An 18556-nucleotide genomic window follows, 5' to 3' on the forward strand; every position below is an offset into this window, starting at 1 on the left:
CGGCCGGAGAAGTCGGCAGAGGAAGGGCGTCGGGACCGTGCGGCTCAGTCGAGCTCGCCGACCGCCATCGCGAGGAACCCGGCCCAGGCCTCGGGAGCTACGGCGAGCACGGGTCCGGCCGGGATCTTCGAGTCCCGGACGCACACCGACTCGGGGACAGCGGCGATCTCCACGCACTCGCCGCCGTTGCCTGTGCTGTAACTGCTTTTGAACCAGGCCGACTCGGGCACGATCGGTCCACTGAGTTGAACAGTCATCTCTCCCCCAGCAGCTTCTCGATGAACAGCGACGACTCACGCGGGGTGAGTGCCTGTGACCGAAGAATGCCATAACAGGCTTCGAGTTCCCGGACCCGTGACCGTGCGGTGTACAGACGACTGTCGCCTTGCACCTCTGCGTAGCCGATCCGGTGGCCCTGGGCCGAATCGATCAATGTGAACGGGCCGCTCAGGGCGGCGTGTTCTTCGCGGTCGATCGGCATGACCTGGATCTCTACGTTGCGCTCCTGGCCAATCAGCAGAAGTTGCTCCCACTGCTCACGCAGCACCTGGGCAGCCCCCGATCGGTCGGCGCAGCGCAACTTCCTCGATGATGAAACTCAACAGCGGGGCGGGACGTCGACGATAGACCTCGTGCCGAGCCATACGAGCTGCCAGTCGTTGCTCGATCACGTCATCTTCAAGCAGCGGCCGCTGCAGGCGGAAGCCTGCACGCGCGTATTCCTCGGTCTGCAACAGGCCCGGAATCGCATAGAGGGCGTACACACAGACTGACTCCGCTTGCGCCTCCAACCGCGCCGCGTCCCGGAAGAACGCCGGGTACTGGGCCCGCGCGACCTCCTCCTTCAGTGCGGCAACACGCCCCCGGCGCCGAGCACTTCGTCCGCGCGGTCGATGAAGCGGGGCGGGGGAATCCGCCTGCCCTGCTCGAAGGAGGCGACCGACTGCGGCGCGTAACCCGTGCGCCTGCCGAACTCCGCCCGGTCCAGGCCCGCTCGGGTCCTCAGGAGCTTCAACTGCCGTCCGACGGCGACCACTCCCCCGCCCAACGCCGTGCCGCCCGCCGCCGTCACGCCGCCCACCACGTACAACGCCCCGCACCTGCGCGTACAACAGCCGGCTCGCAGCGCGTCACCACTGGTCACGCTACGCCACCGGCGAGAGCGTTACGGCCATGACCGATGAGACAGTCCCGTCATTCCGTGCAGCACAAGTCCCGGCCCTCGTGGGCCACTTCACGATGCGGTTCAGTTCCACGCCGCGCGGTGCGAGGCTCGCCCGCCGGCTGGCCGGGAACCGGCTGGAGACGTGGGGCATCCCGTACGACAGCACCGCGCACGACGAGCTCGTACTCGTCGTCGACGAACTCGCGGCCAACGCGGTCCAGCACGGCCGGGTCTCCGGGGGTGACTTCCGTCTGACGCTGACGGCGCTCGGGAGCACGGTGCGCGTCGAAGTCACCGACGCCCGCGCCGAGAGCGTGCCGGTGACGGCCGTTCCCTCCGGGGACCGCGAGGGCGGCAGAGGGCTGTTGCTCGTTGCCGCGCTCGCTGCCCGCTGGGGCTGGCGTCCGCGCCGCGAAGGGCCGGGAAAGACCGTATGGGCGGAGTACGGCCTACGAGACATCGAACTGCCGTCCCTCGACCTGCCGGAGTTGGCGGGTGACGAATTCGAGGACACCCTGCGAGGCATGGGCTCGTGACGACGGCAGTGCAAACCGCTGCCCAGTCCGAGGGGGCCGGGCCGCATCGTGAGCGGCCCGGCCCCGGTTCTCTTTGCTCAGACCCCCGCCGCCTGCGGGCGCGCGCCGGAGCCTGCGGACGAACCCGCGTCCTCCAGCGCCCGGAGGATGTTCTCCACGCTCTGCTTCGCGTCGCCGAAGAGCATGCTGGTGTTCTCGCGGAAGAACAGCGGGTTCTGGACTCCCGCGTATCCGGAGGCCATTGACCGCTTGAAGACGATGACGTTCTCCGCCTCCCAGGCGTGCAGCACCGGCATGCCCGCGATCGGGCTGGTGGGGTCCTCGGCCGCGGCCGGGTTGACGGTGTCGTTGGCGCCGATCACCAACACGACGGACGTGTGCTCGAAGTCGTCGTTGATCTCGTCCAGTTCGAGCACGACGTCGTAGGGCACCTTCGCCTCGGCCAGCAGGACGTTCATGTGTCCCGGCAGGCGACCGGCGACCGGGTGGATGCCGAAGCGGACCTCGACGCCGCGTTCGCGCAGCGTGCGGGTCAACTCCGCCACGGGGTGCTGGGCCTGGGCGACGGCCATGCCGTATCCGGGCGTGATGATCACGGAGCTTGCGGCGCCGAGGAGTTCGGCGGCCTCCTCCGCGCTCGTCTCGCGGTGCTCGCCCTGCTCGGCGTCCTCGCCGGCGGGCGCCTCGATGCCGAACCCGCCTGCGATCACCGAGATGAACGAGCGGTTCATGCCCTTGCACATGATGTACGACAGGTACGCACCGGAGGAGCCGACGAGCGCACCGGTGACGATGAGGAGGTTGCTGTTGAGGAGGAAACCGGCGGCGGCCGCGGCCCATCCCGAGTAGCTGTTGAGCATCGAGACCACGACCGGCATGTCGCCGCCGCCGATGGCGGCGACGAGGTGCAGGCCGAGGGCGAGCGCCAGCACGGTCACGGCGATCATCAGGCCCAGGCTCGGGGCGATGGTGAACCAGACCGTCAGGACCAGGAACCCGGCGAGCGCACCGAGGTTGAGCACGTTCTTTCCCGGCAGCATCAGCGGCTGGGACTTGATGCGTGCGGACAGCTTGAGGAACGCGACGACCGAGCCGGTGAAGGTGACGGCGCCGATGAAGATTCCGATGAACACCTCGGCGTGGTGGATTCCGAGCAGTTCGGCGGGGACGACGTGCTGGGCGTCGCCCTTCGCCTCGACCTCGAAGTAGCTGTTCCAGCCGACCAGCACCGCGGCGACGCCGACGAAGCTGTGCAGGATCGCGATGAGTTCGGGCATCTCGGTCATCGCCACGAGACGCGCGCGCCACAAGCCCGCCGCGGCGCCGATCGCCATGGCGACCAGGATCAGGATGGTGGCGGTGGCGGAGATCTCCCGCGCGGCGAGAACCACGGTGGCGAGCAGCGCCATCGCCATGCCGGCGATCCCGAAGCCGATCCCGGCACGTGCCGTGCGGTGCTGCGAGAGCCCGGCCAGGCTGAGGATGAACAGAAGGGCCGCTACGAGATCCGCGGCCTGTGCAGACGTGGTGGCAGTCATGGGGCCTCAGCCTTTCGAGAACATGCCGAGCATGCGGCGGGTCACGGAGAAGCCTCCGAAGATGTTGATGCTGGTGAGCAGGATCGCCACGAACGACAGGACCGTGACGACCGGCCCGACGTGGCCGATCTGCAGCAGCGCCCCGACGACGACGATGCCGGAGATGGCGTTGGTCACCGACATCAGCGGTGTGTGCAGGGCGTGGTGGACCTTGCCGATGACGTAGAAGCCGATGACCACGGCCAGGGCGAACACGGTGAAGTTCTCGGCAAGTTGCCTCGGCGAGAAGGCGATCAGCGCGAACACGGCGGCCATTCCGGCGCCGACGAGGCCGTACCGTGCCGAAGGTGTCAGCCGCGGCTTCTTCTCCTCCTCGGCCGGTTTCGTCTCCTCGGCCGGCTTGGCGGCCGGAGCCGCGGACACCTGCACCGGCGGGGGCGGCCAGGTCTTCTCGCCGTCCCGCACGACGGTGACGGACCGCTGCACGACGTCGCCGAAGTCCAGCGTCAGCTGCCCGTCCTTCTCCGGCGTGAGCAGCTTCAGCAGGTTGACGAGGTTGGTTCCGTAGAGCTGCGACGCCTGGGTGGGCAGGCGCCCGGCAAGGTCGGTGTAGCCGATGATCGTGACGCCGTTGTCGGTGACGACGGCCTTGCCGGCGACCGAACCGTCGACGTTGCCGCCCTGGGAGGCGGCCATGTCGACGATGACGCTGCCGCGCTTCATGCTCGCCACGTCCTCCGCGGTGATGAGCCGCGGTGCCGGCTTGCCGGGGATCAGCGCCGTGGTGACGATGATGTCGACCTCGGCGGCCTGTTCGCTGTAGATCTCCGCGGCACGCCGGTTGTACGCGTCGGAGGTCTGCTTGGCGTATCCGTCGGTCGACGCCTCCTGCTCGACGTCGACGGCGAGGTACTCACCGCCGAGCGAGCGGACCTGGTCGGCGACCTCCGGGCGCGGGTCGGTGGCCCGCACGACGGCGCCGAGGCTGCTGGCCGCGCCGATCGCGGCGAGGCCCGCCACGCCCGCGCCGGCCACGAGCACCCTTGCCGGGGGGACCTTGCCCGCCGCGGTGACCTGCCCGGTGAAGAACCGCCCGAAGACGTGCGCCGCCTCGATGACGGCCCGGTATCCGGCGATGTTGGCCATGGAGCTGAGCACGTCCATGGACTGCGCCCGCGAGATCCGCGGCACCGCGTCCATGGACAACGCGGTCAGGGACCGCTGCGCGAGGTCGTCCAGGAGCTCCGGGTTGAGGCCGGGTGCGAGCATGCCGATGAGCGTCGCGTCGTCCCGCAGCCGCCCGATCTCCTGCCGCGAGGGTTCGTTGATCTTCAGGACGACGTCCGCCTGCCAGGCGTCGCCGATGGTCGCGCCCGCTTCGGTGTACTGCTCGTCGGAGAACCCCGAGGCCGCGCCGGCTCCCGCTTCGACGACGGTTTCATAGCCGAGTTTCGCGATCTTCCGGACGCTGTCGGGTGTGGCCGCGACCCGGGTCTCTCCGGCTTTCGACTCGGCGGGGACGCCGATCTGCTGCGGATGTGAATCTGACATCGATCTCCCTTTGCGGGGTGTTGGGCGGCTGCGCCGTCCGTTGCGCTGCGGGGCCGGACGGCAGCGAGGGGACTGCTGCGGGGCTGCTTATTTAATGCCAGGGTGACGGGCCCTGTGCAGGGACTTTGCCGATGTGAGTTCTCCGTGGCCCACCCGCGGTGGCGGGTGCTCGTCCGGCTCGGCCTCGGGTGGAAGGGCGAACGGACGGCAGCGGAGCAGCGGCTGATATGAGGATGCGCGTTGCCGCGGCGCGTAAACGGAGCCTGTCACGGGGTGGACCACCCACGGGACGCAGGGGGGAAAGCCGCCCGCCGGAGAGAAATCCGCGGGCGCCGGCCGGGAAGGGACCGACGCCGGCGGGCGCAAGATCTGTGTCCGAGGGGGGACTTGAACCCCCACGCCCGATAAAGGGCACTAGCACCTCAAGCTAGCGCGTCTGCCATTCCGCCACCCGGACAAGGGTCGTCGCCCGGCTCTGCCGTGGCGACGCGGACAACCATACCAAGCTCCGGCAGCGGTCTTCACCTCGGTGATCCCCGGTGAGCGGGCGGCCCGACCGGGGTGGTGCCGGTCCGCCCGCCGCGGCGGCAGGCCCGCCCGCAGTCCGGTGAGGGCCTGGGGTGCGGCGCCGCGGCGGCGGGGCCGGGTGCCCGCCGGGTGGGCGGGCCCGGGTGTGGGGCTGTGAGGACCTGTCGGTGTCCGGGGTGGGAGTGAACAGGGTGAGGGTGTGGTGCCCATCGTTCTTCTCCGCTCTCGTTGCACATACGGGGCGGGTCGCTGAAGCCGGCGTGAACTTATTACTGGACAGTAGCCAGTTGGCGCGTGCCTTTACACCCGCCCCCGCCCAGATATGCGGAACGTCACGTCGTCCCGCGCAGCTCACGCCGGCCCGGTCAGCTCACGCCAGCCGGTCGAGCACGAGCCGCGCCGTCCCGGTCGGGGTCTCGCCGACCCGCACACCCGCCGCCTCCAGCGCCTCCTTCTTCGCCTGGGCGGTGCCCGACGAACCGGAGACGATGGCGCCCGCGTGCCCCATGGTCTTGCCCTCGGGAGCGGTGAAGCCCGCGACGTAACCGATGACGGGCTTCGTGACGTTCTCCTTGATGAAGTCCGCCGCACGCTCCTCCGCGTCGCCGCCGATCTCGCCGATCATCACGATCAGGTCCGTCTCCGGGTCCTCCTCGAAGGCCGCGAGGCAGTCGATGTGCGTGGTGCCGATGACGGGGTCGCCGCCGATGCCGACACAGCTGGAGAAGCCGATCTCCCGCAGTTCGTACATGAGTTGGTAGGTGAGCGTTCCGGACTTGGAGACCAGGCCGATACGGCCGGGCTCCGGTGCGATGTCGGCGGGGATGATGCCCGCGTTGGACTGCCCGGGGCTGATGAGACCGGGACAGTTGGGGCCGATGATGCGCGTGCCGCGCTCCTGCGCGTATGCGCGGAAGGCGACCGCGTCGTGGACAGGGATGCCCTCGGTGATGGCGACGGCGAGCGGGATGCCCGCGTCCGCCGCCTCCACAACGGCCGCCTGGGAGAAGGCAGGTGGCACGAAGAGGACCGACACGTCGGCGCCCGTCGCCTCCCGCGCCTCCGCGACCGAGCCGAAGACGGGCACGGAACGCCCGTCCACGTCGACGTCCTGACCGGCCTTGCGGGGATTCACGCCGCCGACGATGTCGGTGCCGGACGCGAGCATGCGGCGCGTGTGCTTCATGCCCTCCGAGCCGGTCATGCCCTGGACGATGACCTTGCTCTCCTTGCTGAGGAAGATCGCCATGGTCTCCCGCCTCCCTACGCGGCCGCAGCCGCGGCCGTGGCCAGCTCGGCGGCCCGCTGCGCGGCGCCGTCCATGGTGGTCCGCTGCTCCAGCAGCGGATGGGGGTTCGCCTCGAGGATCTCGCGTCCGCGCACGGCGTTGTTGCCGTCGAGCCGTACGACGAGCGGCTTGGTCAGCCGTATCTGCCCGAGGGCCTGGGTGATGCCGTCGGCCACCGCGTCGCACGCGGTGATGCCGCCGAAGACGTTGACGAGGATGGACTTCACGGACGGATCGCCGAGGACGACGGACAGGCCGTCGGCCATGACCTGCGCGGAGGCGCCGCCTCCGATGTCGAGGAAGTTCGCGGGCCTCGCACCGCAGCCGGCGACGACGTCGAGGGTCGACATCACGAGCCCCGCGCCGTTGCCGATGACTCCGACCTCGCCGTCCAGCTTGACGTAGTTGAGGCCCTTCTCGGCGGCCTGCGCCTCCAGCGCGTCCTGGCCGCCGGCCTCGCCACTGTGGCCCTGCTCGCCCCAACGTGCCTGCCGGAAGCGGGCGTTGTCGTCGAGGGTGACCTTGCCGTCGAGCGCGACGATCTCGCCGTCGGCCGTGCGGACAAGGGGGTTGACCTCCACGAGGAGCGCGTCCTCGGACTGGAGGATCTGCCACAGCTTGCGCAGCACGGGCGCCACGTTCACCGGCAGTGCCGCGGCCGCCACGATCTCCGCGGCCTTCTCGTCGGTCACGCCCTCCGCAGGATCGACGGGGACCCGTGCAACGGCCTCGGGCCTCGCCTCGGCCACTTCCTCGATCTCCATGCCGCCCTCGGCGGACGCGATGGCGATGAAGCATCCCTGTGCACGGTCCAGGACGAAGGAGACGTAGTACTCCTTCTCGACCTTCAACGGCTGGGCGAGCATCACCTTGTGCACGGTGTGGCCCTTGATGTCCATGCCCAGGATCTGACGTGCCGTGATCTCCGCGGCGGCGGCGTCGGCCGCGAGCTTCACGCCGCCGGCCTTGCCCCTTCCTCCGGTTTTGACCTGCGCCTTGACCACGACGCCGTGCTGATCGGCGTCGAGCTTCACCGCCGCTTCGCGGGCCGCGCTGCCCGTCTCCGCGACCGCCGCTTCCGGTACCAAAACGCCGTAGTGCTCGAAGAGTTCCCTCGCCTGGTGCTCGAAAAGGTCCACATGTGCTCCCTGGTCGATCTTCGAAACGATCGGTGCACGCCCCCTGGACATCGCTCTCTCGATGCGGGATAACAAGGTTCATACAGTATTCGTCGACTGTATGCAATCTGCTCTGACCGGAGCTCGCACCCGACGAAGGGACTCGTGATCCATGCCCGACGACAGCCAGGAAAGCCGCGGGAGCCCGGACCTGATATCCGGCGGACACCTGGTCACCAAGGCGCTGAAGGCGGAGGGCGTGGAGGTCATCCACACGCTTTGCGGCGGCACGGCCGGAAGGCCGAGTACAGCGAGGAGCGGGAGCGGGTCGGCAACACCCTCGGCGACGTTCCCTGCGAGGAGTTCGCACGGCTCGGCGGCCACGGCGAAGTGGTGCGCGAGCCCTCCGAGCTCAGGCCGGCGCCGGAGCGCGCACGCGAATCCGGCGAGCCCTCGCTGGTCAACGTGGTGGATCGACCCCGGTGCGTACGCCCCCGGAACCATGAACCAGACGATGTACAAGTGAGGTGACTGCGGTGACCGATGTGACGGATATCAGTCATGCCACCGGCCCGACAACGGTGACGGAGAAGGCACTCGACGGGATTCGGATACTGGACATGACACACGTCCAGTCCGGGCCCTCTGCCACTCAGCTCCTCGCCTGGCTCGGCGCCGACGTGATCAAACTCGAGGCGACCTCGGGCGACATCACCCGCAAGCAGCTGCGGGACCTGCCGGACGCCGACTCGCTCTACTTCACGATGCTCAACTGCAACAAGCGCAGCATCACGCTCAACACCAAGAGCGACCGCGGCAAAGAGCTGCTGACGGAGCTCATCCGGCGCAGCGACGTCCTCGTGGAGAACTTCGGCCCCGGAGCGGTGGACCGGATGGGCTTCACCTGGGACCGCATCAAGCAGATCAACCCGAAGCTGATCTACGCGTCCATCAAGGGCTTCGGTGAGGGCCCGTACACCAGCTTCAAGGCGTACGAGGTCGTCGCCCAGGCGATGGGCGGCTCGATGTCGACGACCGGGTTCGAGGACGGGCCGCCGCTGGCGACCGGGGCGCAGATCGGCGACTCGGGCACCGGCGTGCACACCGTCGCCGCGATCCTCGCCGCGCTGCTCCAGCGCGAGCGCACGGGCCGGGGACAGCGCGTCAACGTGGCCATGCAGCACTCGGTGCTCAACCTGTGCCGTGTGAAGCTGCGCGACCAGCAGCGGCTCGCACACGGTCCGCTCGGCGAGTACCCGAACGAGGACTTCGGTGACGAGGTGCCGCGTTCGGGCAACGCCTCCGGCGGCGGACAGCCCGGCTGGGCGGTCAAGTGCGCGCCGGGCGGCCCCAACGACTACGTGTACGTGATCGTGCAGCCCGTCGGCTGGGAGCCGCTGACGAAGCTCATCGGCCGTCCCGAACTCGCCGAGGATCCGGACTGGAACACCCCGGAGGCACGGCTCCCGAAGCTGAACAAGATGTTCCAGATGATCGAGGAGTGGTCGTCCACGCTGCCCAAGTGGGAGGTGCTGGGCGCCCTCAACGCCCACAACATCCCCTGCGGGCCGATCCTCTCGACGAAGGAGATCGTCGAGGACGAGTCCCTGGCCGCCAACGGGATGATCGTCGAGGTCGATCACCCCGAGCGCGGTTCGTTCACCACCGTGGGCTCCCCGATGAAGCTCTCCGACTCCCCGGTGGAAATCACCTCCTCGCCGCTGCTGGGCGAACACAACGAGGAGGTCTACATAGGCGAGCTGGGCCTGAACGAGGAAGAACTGGCGCTGCTCAAGACGAACGGAGTGATCTGACCGATGGCGCAGGGTAAGAACGACGGCCTCGCCACGCCGGACAAGGAAGCGGTACGGGCGGTACTGGATGCCGCCCGCGCCGAGGGGCGCACGTCGCTGACAGCTCCTGAGGGCAAGCGCGTAGCGGACGCCTACGGCATCCCGGTGCCGGACGAGGGACTGGCGGAATCCGCCGACGAGGCGGTGCAGCTGGCCGACAGGCTCGGCTTCCCCGTCGTCATGAAGATCGTCTCGCCGGACATCCTGCACAAGACCGACGCGGGCGGCGTACGCGTCGGGGTGTCCTCCTCCGCCGAGGTGCGCAGCGCCTACACGGAGATCGTCGGCAACGCCCGCAAGTACGACGCGAACGCGAACGTGCTCGGCGTGCAGGTGCAGCAGATGGCGAAGCCCGGGCAGGAGGTGCTGGTCGGCACTGTCACCGACCCCACCTTCGGCAAGGTCGTCGCCTTCGGTCTGGGCGGTGTGCTGGTGGAGGTCCTCAAGGACGTCACCTTCCGCCTGGCGCCGGCGTCCCGCGAGGACGCGGAGTCGATGCTCGACGGCATCGGGGCCTCCGAGGTCCTCAAGGGAGTACGCGGCAGTGACCCGGTCGACCGCGAGGCGCTGACGCAGGTGATCACCTCCGTCTCGCAACTCGCCCACGACTTCCCGGAGTTGGTGGAGGTCGACCTGAACCCGGTCTTCGCCTCGCCCGACGGCGCGATGGCGGCGGACATCCGCATCCTCCTCTCCGAGGGGCAGCCCGCGGAGCGGCGGCGCTACTCGCCGGAGGAGATCCGCACCTCGATGAAGCGGCTCATGCAGCCGTCGTCGGTCGCGGTGATCGGCGCCTCCAACGAGCAGGGCAAGATCGGCAATTCGGTCATGCGCAACCTCGTCGACGGCGGTTTCCCCGGGGAGATCCACCCCGTCAACCCCAAGGCCGACGAGATCCTGGGTCGCAAGGCGTACAAGTCGGTCGCCGACATCCCCGGCGACGTCGACGTGGCGGTCTTCGCCGTGCCGGCGAAGTTCGTGCCGGACACCCTGGAGGCCGTCGGCGCGAAGGGGATTCCCAACGCCGTGCTGATTCCGTCCGGTTTCGCCGAGACGGGTGAAGTGGAGCTCCAGGAGAAGATCGTCGCCATCGGCGAGAAGCACGGTGTGCGGCTGCTGGGCCCGAACATCTACGGCTACTACTCGACGTGGCACGACCTGTGCGCCACGTTCTGCACGCCGTACGACGTCAAGGGCGGTGTGGCGCTCACCTCCCAGTCCGGCGGCATCGGCATGGCCATCCTCGGCTTCGCGCGCAGCACCAGCACCGGTGTCTCCGCGATCGTGGGGCTCGGCAACAAGTCCGACCTCGACGAGGACGATCTGCTCACCTACTTCGCGGACGACCCGAACACGAAGTGCATCGCGATGCACCTCGAAGACCTCAAGGACGGGCGGGCGTTCGTCGAAGCGGCACGGGCGACCGTGCCGAAGAAACCGGTCGTCGTGCTCAAGGCGGGCCGCACCAGTGCGGGCGCCAAGGCCGCGGGCTCGCACACGGGCGCGCTCGCGGGCGACGACGCCGTCTACGACGACGTCCTGCGGCAGGCCGGCGTCATCAGGGCGCCGGGCCTGAACGAAATGCTGGAGTACGCGCGGGCGTTGCCCGTGCTGCCCACCCCCCAGGGCGACAACACCGTGATCATCACCGGCGCCGGCGGTTCGGGCGTGCTGCTCTCGGACGCCATCGTCGACAACGGAATGTCGCTCATGGAGATCCCGCCGGACCTGGACAAGGCCTTCCGTGCCTTCATCCCGCCGTTCGGCGCCGCGGGCAACCCGGTGGACATCACCGGCGGTGAGCCGCCCTCCACGTACGAGGCCACGATCCGGCTCGGACTGGAGGACCCCCGCATCCACTCTCTCGTGCTCGGCTATTGGCACACGATCGTCACTCCGCCGATGGTGTTCGCGGAGCTGACGGCCAGGGTCGTGGCCGAGGCGCGGGAGAAGGGCATCGAGAAGCCGGTGGTGGCGTCCCTCGCGGGCGACACCGAGGTCGAGGAGGCGAGCCAGTACCTCTTCGAGCGCGGCGTGGTCGCCTACCCGTACACGACGGAGAAGCCGGTCGCGGTGCTGGGCGCCAAGTACCGGTGGGCCCGGGCGGCGGGCCTGCTGCGGTGACACCGCACGTGACACCACGTGTGACACCGCGCAGGGGACGACAAGAGCGACACAACTGACGAGCCGCAGATGCCGTGGGCTTCCCACGTGAGGGCGGATCCACCTCCCTCCGCCGCTACGGCGGGAAGCCCCGGCAGGGCTCCGGCGGAACCGCGGCCGCCGGAGTCCCCACACCCGCAGGACGAGCTGAAAGGCAGGACGCAGCACCAGAGCAAGAGATCGGGACAGGGGGCGCTGGCCAGACTCTCTCCACGCAAGGGGTGCAGAACATGACAACAACGGAAGCACCGTCGGCCCTCCCATACAGGGAGGTGACCGACAAGAACGGTCGGACCTACCGGATAGGCGAGACCGACATCGACATCATGGGGCGGCACCGCCGTTGGATGGTCATCCTCCCGTGGGTCGGAATGATGGGCATCTCCTCGGCGGAGTACGCGTTCGCGTCGGCCGAGGAAACGCTCCACACCGCGCACGGCTGGAACAGTGCGCACATCTTCTGGATGATGGGAATCTGGGTCCTCTTCCAGGGAGGCGTGGCCTTCCCGGTCGGCAAGCTGCGCGAGTCGGGCCGCTTCCCCGCACGGCAGGCGATGATGTGGGGTGCCCTGGGCACCTTCATCGGCTATCTGGCGCTCGCCTACTCGCCGAACGTCATCATGGCCTACATCGGCTTCAGTGTCTTCAGTGGCATGGGCGCCGGTGCGGTCTACGCGACCTGTGTGAACATGGTCGGCAAGTGGTATCCGGAACGGAAGGGCGGCAAGACCGGCTTCGTCAACGGCGGTTTCGCCTACGGCTCGGTGCCGTTCGTGTTCATCTTCACCGGCTTCATGGACGTCGGCAACTTCCGCTGGGTGCTGATCACTGTCGGCATCTTCCTGGCAGCCGTGGTCGCCGTCGCCGGCTCCTTCTTCAAGGACCCGCCGAAGAACTGGTGGCCTCCGCACGTCGACCCGCTCAAGGAGCCGGACGACCCGCGCGCACGCCGCGCGCTGAAGATGAACCCGCCCGCGGTGAAGCAGTACTCCGCCAAGGAAGCGTTCCAGACCGGACGGGTGCCGCTGATGTGGTTCTGTCTGCTGTGCACGTCCGGTGTGAACATCTTCGGTATCGCCTTCCAGGTGCCCTTCGGCAACGAGATGGGTTTCGCGGGCGGCATCGTCGCCACGGCCATGTCGCTGAAGGCCATCGTCAACGGCACCGGGCGTGGCGTCATCGGGTGGCTGTCCGACCGGTACGGCCGCAAGCAGTGCCTGATCTTCGTCTGCGCTGTGCTGGGGCTGTCGCAGTTCGGCATCCTGCTGTCCGGTGAGGCGAAGTCGATGCCGCTGTTCCTGCTCTGCTCGATGATCTCCGGCTTCGGCGGCGGCGCGATCTTCCCGATGTTCGCGGCGATGACGGCGGACTACTTCGGTGAGAACAACAACGCCACCAACTACGGCATGGTCTACAGCTCCAAGCTGCTGTCCGGCATAGCCGGCGCGGGCCTGGGCTCGATGGTCGTGAGCTCGTGGGGCTACGGCGGCGCGTTCTGGCTCGCCGGCGGCACGTCGCTGTTCGCCGGCGTCGTGGCGCTGTTCCTGACCCAGCCGGGACGGCCCAAGAAGTCAGTGATCACGCCCAATCCGCAGCCGATCGGCGGTGAGTGAGGAAGAGGAAACGGAGGACGACAGATCCGGCAGCTGCCGGGCCGCCCGCATCCCGCGGGTGGCCCGGCAGTTGTTCGTTCTCGCGTCCGTCCGTGCGCCCGCCGCTTTCGCCTTCATCTGGCTCAACACCCGTGCGGGCAGAGCGTCTTCGCAGAACGGCAGCCCGCAAGCGGACCGGTCCCGGGCAAGACGGTGGGACGGCCGTTCACCAGGTCTGCCACCCGTACTGGCGGGGGGCGTACGGGTGCGGAGAGTGGACGGTCCGTGTGGCGTTCGTGACGATGCGTGAGTACGAGATCTGCGAGGTACGGAAGCACGAGAGGACGGCCGGGCATGACGGACGGCACGGACGGTGCGGGCTGGGCGAACGTCACCGGGGCGGGCGGCGCGCCGATCGGCTGCGAACCCGAAACGTCGGACAGCTTGAAGGCGTTCGGCGAAGTCCTCAAGGCCTTCCGCAAACGGAAGGGGCTGACGCAGGAGGAGTTCGCGCCACGCGTGTGCTACGGACCCCAGACAGTCGCCTCGGTCGAACAGGGACGGCGGTTCCCGCAGCCGGAGTTCGTGGAACGCGCGGAGGAGGTGCTGGACGCGTTCGGGGCACTGCGCGGCGCGGCGCGGCACCTCTCGCGTCAGCCGGGACTGGCGAGCTGGTTCCGGCAATGGGCACGGCTCGAAGCCGAGGCGATCACGCTCAACACCTACGAATGCCGCCTGATTCCAGGGCTGTTGCAGACGGAAGCGTATGCGCGGACGCTGTACGCCAATCACCTTCCCCCGCTTAATGACGAGCAGATCGAGGCCCTGTGGGCAGCACGGGCAGATCGGCAACGCCTATTGAGAGAGCGGCCGAACACGGCCTACAGCTTCATCCTGGAAGAGCATCTATTTCTTCGCCACACGGGCGGAACGGCGGTAACACGGGAACTCATCGACCACGTACTGGAGATCGCGGAACTGCGCAACGTGGAGATCCAGCTGATGCCCGTCCAGCGGGAGAACCACGCGGGGCTGCACGGTCCAATGCAGCTGCTGGAGACTCCGGAACATAAGTGCTTCGGCTACAGCGAGGGGCAGGAGACCGGCCACTTCGTCTCCGACCCGAAAGTGGTCAGCATTCACCAGATGCGGTATGCCAGGATGCGCTCGCAGGCACTCCCCCTTGAAGACTCCCTGAGCCTGCTGACGCGAATGCGAGGAGCACTATGAGCGCCAGCGAACTGGTTTGGTTCAAGAGCAGCTACAGCAGCAGCTCCAGCGGCGACTGCGTCGAAGTCGCCCTCTCCTGGCACAAGTCCAGCTACAGCAGCCCCTCCGGCGACGACTGCGTGGAAGTCGCCTCCTGCCCGGACACCGTCCACGTGCGCGACTCCAAGAACGCCCAGGGCCCGCAGCTCGCCCTCTCCCCCACCGCCTGGGCGGGCTTCGTCTCGTACGCGTCCCGGGCCTGAGCCCCAGGACGGACGTTCAGCGACAACGGCGCCGGGCCGCTTCCCTCCCCCGCATGCGCGTGGGAGGGAAGCGGCCCGGCGCCGTCGCACGTGTCAGCGTGAACTGCCGCGCAGCGAGCGCAGATGGGACGCCGAGCGGCGGGCCGTCCTGAGGGAGTCCTCCGGCTGGTCGTGCTCCACCAGCCAGTTGTGCTTCTTCCCGCCGGGCGTGCGGCCGACCTTCGTCAGGAAGCGCCGGTAGTCGATGTCGCCGTCGCCGACGTCCACCATCCGGTAGCCGTCGTCGGACGTCTCGTCGTGCTCGCCGTCCTTGACGTGGAAGAGCGGGTAGCGCTCCGGCTGCGCGAGGACGTAGTCGACGGGCTCGAAGGGCGCAGGGGTGCCGTCCGGGCGGACGCTGAAGCGGTACTGGCCGGCGTACGCCCAGTAGATGTCCATCTCCAGGTACACCAGCTCCGGGTCGGTCTCGGCGAGCAGCACGTCGTACAGGCGCACGTCGGGGCGGTCCTCGGCGAAGCCGAACTCCATCTGGTGGTTGTGCTGGTAGAACTTCAGTCCGCGTTTGCGGGCGGCGGCCCCGTACCGGTTGAAGTCCTCCGCCGCGCGCTTCCACGCGTCGACGGTGCGGCCGTACCGGTCCGGGCTGGCGGCGGTGCCGACATGGGGCAGACCGAGCGCGGCGGCGTCGTCGAGGACCTTCTCCAGCTGGGTGTCGAAGGTGTAGTCGTCCGGGTTGCCGGAGTAGTAGCCGACATGGCTGCCGATGCCGCGCAGCCCGTACTCCCGCAGCAGCTTGCGCAGTTCGGCGAGGGAGATGTCCCCGGTCCCCTGGCTGTAGCCGGCGAACTCGACCTGTTCGTAGCTGTAGCGGGACAGTTCCTCGAAGACGGCGGCGAAACCGAGCGAGGCGACCTTGTCGCGCAGGGTGTAGAGCTGGATACCCAGTCGGCCCTTGGGCACCAGCGGGCCGCAGCGGCCGTGCGCCGCCGCCTCGGTTCCGTCGGCGGCGTGTGCCGTGCCGGCGGCGCTGCCCAGCAGGGAGGCCGCGGCGGCGCCTGCGGCGACACCGAGGAAGCCGCGGCGGCGCAGTCGCATGGACAGTTCGGGGTCGGGGGTGTTCGTCGTACGTCTCATGTGGGCTCTCCCAGAGCGAGGTTGACGAGCAGGGACTTGACGTCGGTGGCGGGCAGCGGACCGGCACCCTCCGCCACGCCGGGGCGTGAGCAGATGAAGACGGGCCCTTCGTCGCTGCGTCCGGGAAGCCGGCCGTGGCTGCCGCGCACCGGTGAGGGGTCGAGGGGCACGACCGCCATGCGGTAGCGCATGCCGGTCTTCTTGCGGGCGAGTGCGGTCGCGGCGCGCACTCGCACGTACGGGTCGAGCGGGTCCATGAACAGCTCGGCCGGGTCGTAGCCCGGCTTGCGGTGGATCTCGACCAGCCGGGCGAAGTCGGGGGCGCGGGCGTCGTCGAGCCAGTAGTAGTAGGTGAACCAGGCGCGGGGCTCCGCGACGGCGACGAGCTCACCGGAGCGGGGATGGTCCAGGTGGTGCGCCTTCTTGCCGCGCTCGTCGAGGAGTTCGGCGACGCCCTCCAGGGACTCGACCACCTCGCGGGCCGCCTCCAGGTCGGCGGCGGGGTCGCGGACGTAGATGTGGGCGAGCTGATGGTCGACGACGGCGAAGGCACGCGAAGTGGTGGGGTCCAGGTACTCCATGCCGTCCTGGGTGTGCACTTCGAGCAGGCCCGCGCGGCGCAGCGCACGGTTGATGTCGACGGTGCGGTCGACGCGCGTGATGCCGTACTCGGAGAGCGCGACGACGGTGCGTCCCTCGGCGTCCGCGTCGTCCAGCAACGGGGCGAGCACGGCGTCGAGTTCGGCGGCGGCGCGGTGGGAGCGGGGGTCGTCGGGACCGTAGCGCTGAAGGTCGTAGTCGAGGTGCGGGACGTAGCACAGGGCGAGATCGGGCCGGCGGGTGCGCAGCAGGTACCGGGTCGCGTCGGTGATCCAGCGGGAGGAGACGAGGTCCGCGCCGGGGCCCCAGAAGTGGAAGAGGGGGAACGTGCCGAGTTCGCCGGTGAGTTCGTCGTGGAGTTCCGGCGGCCGGGTGTAGCAGTCGGGTTCCTTGCGTCCGTCGGCGTAGTAGACGGGGCGCGGGGTGACCGTCCAGTCGGTGCCCGCTCCCATGGCGTACCACCAGCAGACGTTGGCGACGGTGTAGCCGGGGTGCCGGGCGCGGGCGGCGTCCCACAGTCTCTCCCCGGAGACGAGGGCGTTGTGCTGGCGCCACAGCAGCACCTCGCCCAGTTCGCGGAAGTACCAGCCGTTGCCGACGATTCCGTGCTCCTGCGGGGTGAGGCCCGTGAGGAACGTGGACTGCGCGGCGCAGGTGACGGCCGGCAGCACCGTGCCCAGCGGCCGGTAGCTGCCTTCACCGGCCATCGCCTTCAACCGCGGCATGTGGGCGAGGAGTTGCGGGGTCAGGCCGACGACGTCCAGGACGAGCAGCGGAGTCGGTGCCTGTGAGGACCCCCGGGGGCGGGAGGAGGACGGCGGGCCTTGCCGGGGCTCTTTCACGGCAGCTCCTTCAGGCCGAGGGCGGTCAGCATCTCCCGGGCCACGTCGAGTTCGGCCGCGATCCCGTCGGCCAGCTGGGCGCGGCTGCGCGGCCGCAGACCGTGCGGGAGGGCCTGCCAGGTGTAGGTCTCCACCTCGAGGTGGTGTGTCAGCGGCGCGGCCCCGCCGACGAGCCGGGCCAGCGCCGCCTCCAGCACGCCGAGGGTGGAGGTCAGCGGCGGCTGCGGCGGCGCGTGGAGCGGTACGTGGAAGTGCGAGCGCCAGGGGACGGATCCGGGCAGGGCCCCGGCGCGCAGGGCCTCGCCGAGGTCGTCGGTGCCGCGGACCCCGGCGGGGGTGAGGGCGCGCGTCTGGTGGAGGAAGCGGGGTTCGTCGAATGCCGCGAGGGCGGCCAGAGCCCCGTCGACCGCGGGGCGTTCGGCGTGGAGCGCGGCGGAGAGCTGGCTCTTCACGACGGGCACGTGCGCTGCGCTCAGGGCGTCCAGCGCGCGGCCGGGGTCCTCGAACTGGGTGGCCAGATGGCAGGTGTCGACGCACACGCCGATGCGGTGCGCGGGAGGGGCGTCCGCGCCGGCGAGCACCTCCAGCGCGTCGGCCGTGGTCTCCACGGTGCAGCCCGGCTCGGGTTCCAGGCCGACGCGGATGCTGCGTCCGGTCGTCTCCTCCAGCGCGTCGAGGCGTGCGGCGAGCACGCCGAGGGCGGAGAGCGCAGCGCGGCGCCGCTCGGGTGTGAACCCTTCGCGCCAGGCCAGCGGCAGGGTCGAGACGGTGCCTGCGTCGGCGTCCTCGGGGAGCAACGCAGTCAGGAGCCGGGCCAGTTCGGTGGTGTGCTCCAGCCGTTCGGGTTCGGTCCAGTCGGGCCTGTAGACGCGGTACTTGACCCGTTCGGCGCCGAACCCCTGGTAGGGGAATCCGTTGAGGGTGACGACTTCGAGGCCGCGGTGGTCGAGTTCGGCGCGCAGCGCTCTGACGGCCGCGGGGTCGGCGGTGAGTCTGCGTACGGCGTCGCGGGCCAGCCACAGGCCGATGCCGAGGCGGTCGCGGTGCAGGCGGCGGCGCACGGGTTCGGCGTGTTCGCGCAGCTGGTCCATCACGCCGTCGAGATCCTCGGCGGCGTGCACGTTGGTGCAGTAGGCGAGGTGGACGGTCGAGCCGTCGGGGTGTTTGAAGCGCATG

General features: G+C 69.3%; 14 protein-coding genes, 1 tRNA gene and 2 pseudogenes. 7 read left to right on the plus strand and 10 right to left on the minus strand.

Annotation, left to right across the window (positions count from 1 at the left end; translation table 11 throughout):
- Positions 1-44: 44 nt before the first annotated feature.
- Positions 45-257, minus strand: a complete 213-nt coding sequence (locus EV375_RS26370; protein ID WP_130302438.1) for a DUF397 domain-containing protein — start codon at positions 255-257, stop codon at positions 45-47.
- Positions 254-1081, minus strand: a pseudogene (locus EV375_RS26375) (helix-turn-helix domain-containing protein). Before EV375_RS26375 ends, EV375_RS26370 begins: the two are co-directional and overlap by 4 nt.
- Before the next feature lie 92 nt (positions 1082-1173).
- Here EV375_RS26375 and EV375_RS26380 point away from each other — a divergent pair.
- A complete protein-coding gene (locus EV375_RS26380) occupies positions 1174-1701 on the plus strand; it encodes an ATP-binding protein (protein WP_130302439.1) in 528 nt (175 codons plus the stop codon).
- Between the two features lie 77 nt (positions 1702-1778).
- Here the strand turns inward: EV375_RS26380 and pntB are convergent, their stop codons facing one another.
- The 5 genes from pntB to sucC form a co-directional block, all read right to left on the minus strand.
- Positions 1779-3239, minus strand: coding sequence for a Re/Si-specific NAD(P)(+) transhydrogenase subunit beta (gene pntB, locus EV375_RS26385; RefSeq protein WP_130302440.1), 1461 nt, complete (start codon positions 3237-3239; stop codon positions 1779-1781).
- 6 nt (positions 3240-3245) lie between these two features.
- Positions 3246-4790, minus strand: a complete 1545-nt coding sequence (locus EV375_RS26390; RefSeq protein WP_130302441.1) for a Re/Si-specific NAD(P)(+) transhydrogenase subunit alpha — start codon at positions 4788-4790, stop codon at positions 3246-3248.
- 372 nt (positions 4791-5162) lie between these two features.
- A tRNA-Leu gene (locus EV375_RS26395) sits at positions 5163-5247 on the minus strand.
- A 441-nt stretch (positions 5248-5688) separates the two neighbouring features.
- Positions 5689-6567 (minus strand): succinate--CoA ligase subunit alpha, encoded by an 879-nt coding sequence (gene sucD, locus EV375_RS26400; protein ID WP_130302442.1) that lies wholly within the window; start codon positions 6565-6567, stop codon positions 5689-5691.
- A gap of 14 nt (positions 6568-6581) precedes the next feature.
- On the minus strand, positions 6582-7745 hold the full coding sequence (gene sucC, locus EV375_RS26405; protein WP_130302894.1) for an ADP-forming succinate--CoA ligase subunit beta: 1164 nt from the start codon (positions 7743-7745) through the stop codon (positions 6582-6584).
- Between the two features lie 264 nt (positions 7746-8009).
- Here sucC and EV375_RS29990 point away from each other — a divergent pair.
- The 6 genes and pseudogenes from EV375_RS29990 to EV375_RS26435 form a co-directional block, all read left to right on the plus strand.
- A pseudogene (locus tag EV375_RS29990) lies at positions 8010-8250 on the plus strand (thiamine pyrophosphate-binding protein); the annotation flags it as partial.
- 55 nt (positions 8251-8305) lie between these two features.
- Entirely contained in the window at positions 8306-9538 is a 1233-nt protein-coding gene (frc, locus tag EV375_RS26415; protein ID WP_130302895.1) for a formyl-CoA transferase, read from the plus strand.
- Positions 9539-9541: 3 nt separating this feature from the next.
- A complete protein-coding gene (locus tag EV375_RS26420; protein WP_130302443.1) occupies positions 9542-11701 on the plus strand; it encodes an acetate--CoA ligase family protein in 2160 nt (719 codons plus the stop codon).
- A 269-nt stretch (positions 11702-11970) separates the two neighbouring features.
- Positions 11971-13353 (plus strand): OFA family MFS transporter, encoded by a 1383-nt coding sequence (locus EV375_RS26425; protein ID WP_130302444.1) that lies wholly within the window; start codon positions 11971-11973, stop codon positions 13351-13353.
- A gap of 333 nt (positions 13354-13686) precedes the next feature.
- On the plus strand, positions 13687-14562 hold the full coding sequence (locus tag EV375_RS26430; protein WP_130302445.1) for a Scr1 family TA system antitoxin-like transcriptional regulator: 876 nt from the start codon (positions 13687-13689) through the stop codon (positions 14560-14562).
- On the plus strand, positions 14559-14804 hold the full coding sequence (locus EV375_RS26435) for a DUF397 domain-containing protein (RefSeq protein WP_130302446.1): 246 nt from the start codon (positions 14559-14561) through the stop codon (positions 14802-14804). Before EV375_RS26430 ends, EV375_RS26435 begins: the two co-directional genes overlap by 4 nt.
- Before the next feature lie 93 nt (positions 14805-14897).
- On the opposite strand, the gene EV375_RS26440 is transcribed toward EV375_RS26435, so the two are convergent.
- From EV375_RS26440 to eboE, 3 genes are read right to left on the minus strand one after another with little or no spacing between them, the layout of a single operon-like run.
- Positions 14898-15938 (minus strand): sugar phosphate isomerase/epimerase family protein, encoded by a 1041-nt coding sequence (locus tag EV375_RS26440; protein ID WP_130302447.1) that lies wholly within the window; start codon positions 15936-15938, stop codon positions 14898-14900.
- On the minus strand, positions 15935-17380 hold the full coding sequence (locus tag EV375_RS26445; RefSeq protein ID WP_130302448.1) for an alkaline phosphatase family protein: 1446 nt from the start codon (positions 17378-17380) through the stop codon (positions 15935-15937). The genes EV375_RS26440 and EV375_RS26445 overlap by 4 nt, the downstream gene beginning before the upstream one ends.
- Entirely contained in the window at positions 17377-18555 is a 1179-nt protein-coding gene (gene eboE, locus EV375_RS26450) for a metabolite traffic protein EboE (protein WP_130302449.1), read from the minus strand. Before eboE ends, EV375_RS26445 begins: the two co-directional genes overlap by 4 nt.
- Position 18556: the final 1 nt, after the last annotated feature.

It is taken from the genome of Streptomyces sp. CNZ301, from assembly GCF_004217425.1.

Excerpts from the sequence above, each read along its gene's own strand:
- EV375_RS26370 (WP_130302438.1), bottom strand. The coding sequence starts at position 257 with ATGACTGTTCAACTCAGTGGACCGATCGTGCCCGAGTCGGCCTGGTTC.
- EV375_RS26380 (WP_130302439.1), top strand. The coding sequence starts at position 1,174 with ATGACCGATGAGACAGTCCCGTCATTCCGTGCAGCACAAGTCCCGGCC.
- pntB (WP_130302440.1), bottom strand. The coding sequence starts at position 3,239 with ATGACTGCCACCACGTCTGCACAGGCCGCGGATCTCGTAGCGGCCCTT.
- EV375_RS26390 (WP_130302441.1), bottom strand. The coding sequence starts at position 4,790 with ATGTCAGATTCACATCCGCAGCAGATCGGCGTCCCCGCCGAGTCGAAA.
- sucD (WP_130302442.1), bottom strand. The coding sequence starts at position 6,567 with ATGGCGATCTTCCTCAGCAAGGAGAGCAAGGTCATCGTCCAGGGCATG.
- EV375_RS26420 (WP_130302443.1), top strand. The coding sequence starts at position 9,542 with ATGGCGCAGGGTAAGAACGACGGCCTCGCCACGCCGGACAAGGAAGCG.
- EV375_RS26425 (WP_130302444.1), top strand. The coding sequence starts at position 11,971 with ATGACAACAACGGAAGCACCGTCGGCCCTCCCATACAGGGAGGTGACC.
- EV375_RS26430 (WP_130302445.1), top strand. The coding sequence starts at position 13,687 with ATGACGGACGGCACGGACGGTGCGGGCTGGGCGAACGTCACCGGGGCG.
- EV375_RS26435 (WP_130302446.1), top strand. The coding sequence starts at position 14,559 with ATGAGCGCCAGCGAACTGGTTTGGTTCAAGAGCAGCTACAGCAGCAGC.
- EV375_RS26440 (WP_130302447.1), bottom strand. The coding sequence starts at position 15,938 with ATGAGACGTACGACGAACACCCCCGACCCCGAACTGTCCATGCGACTG.
- eboE (WP_130302449.1), bottom strand. The coding sequence starts at position 18,555 with ATGCGCTTCAAACACCCCGACGGCTCGACCGTCCACCTCGCCTACTGC.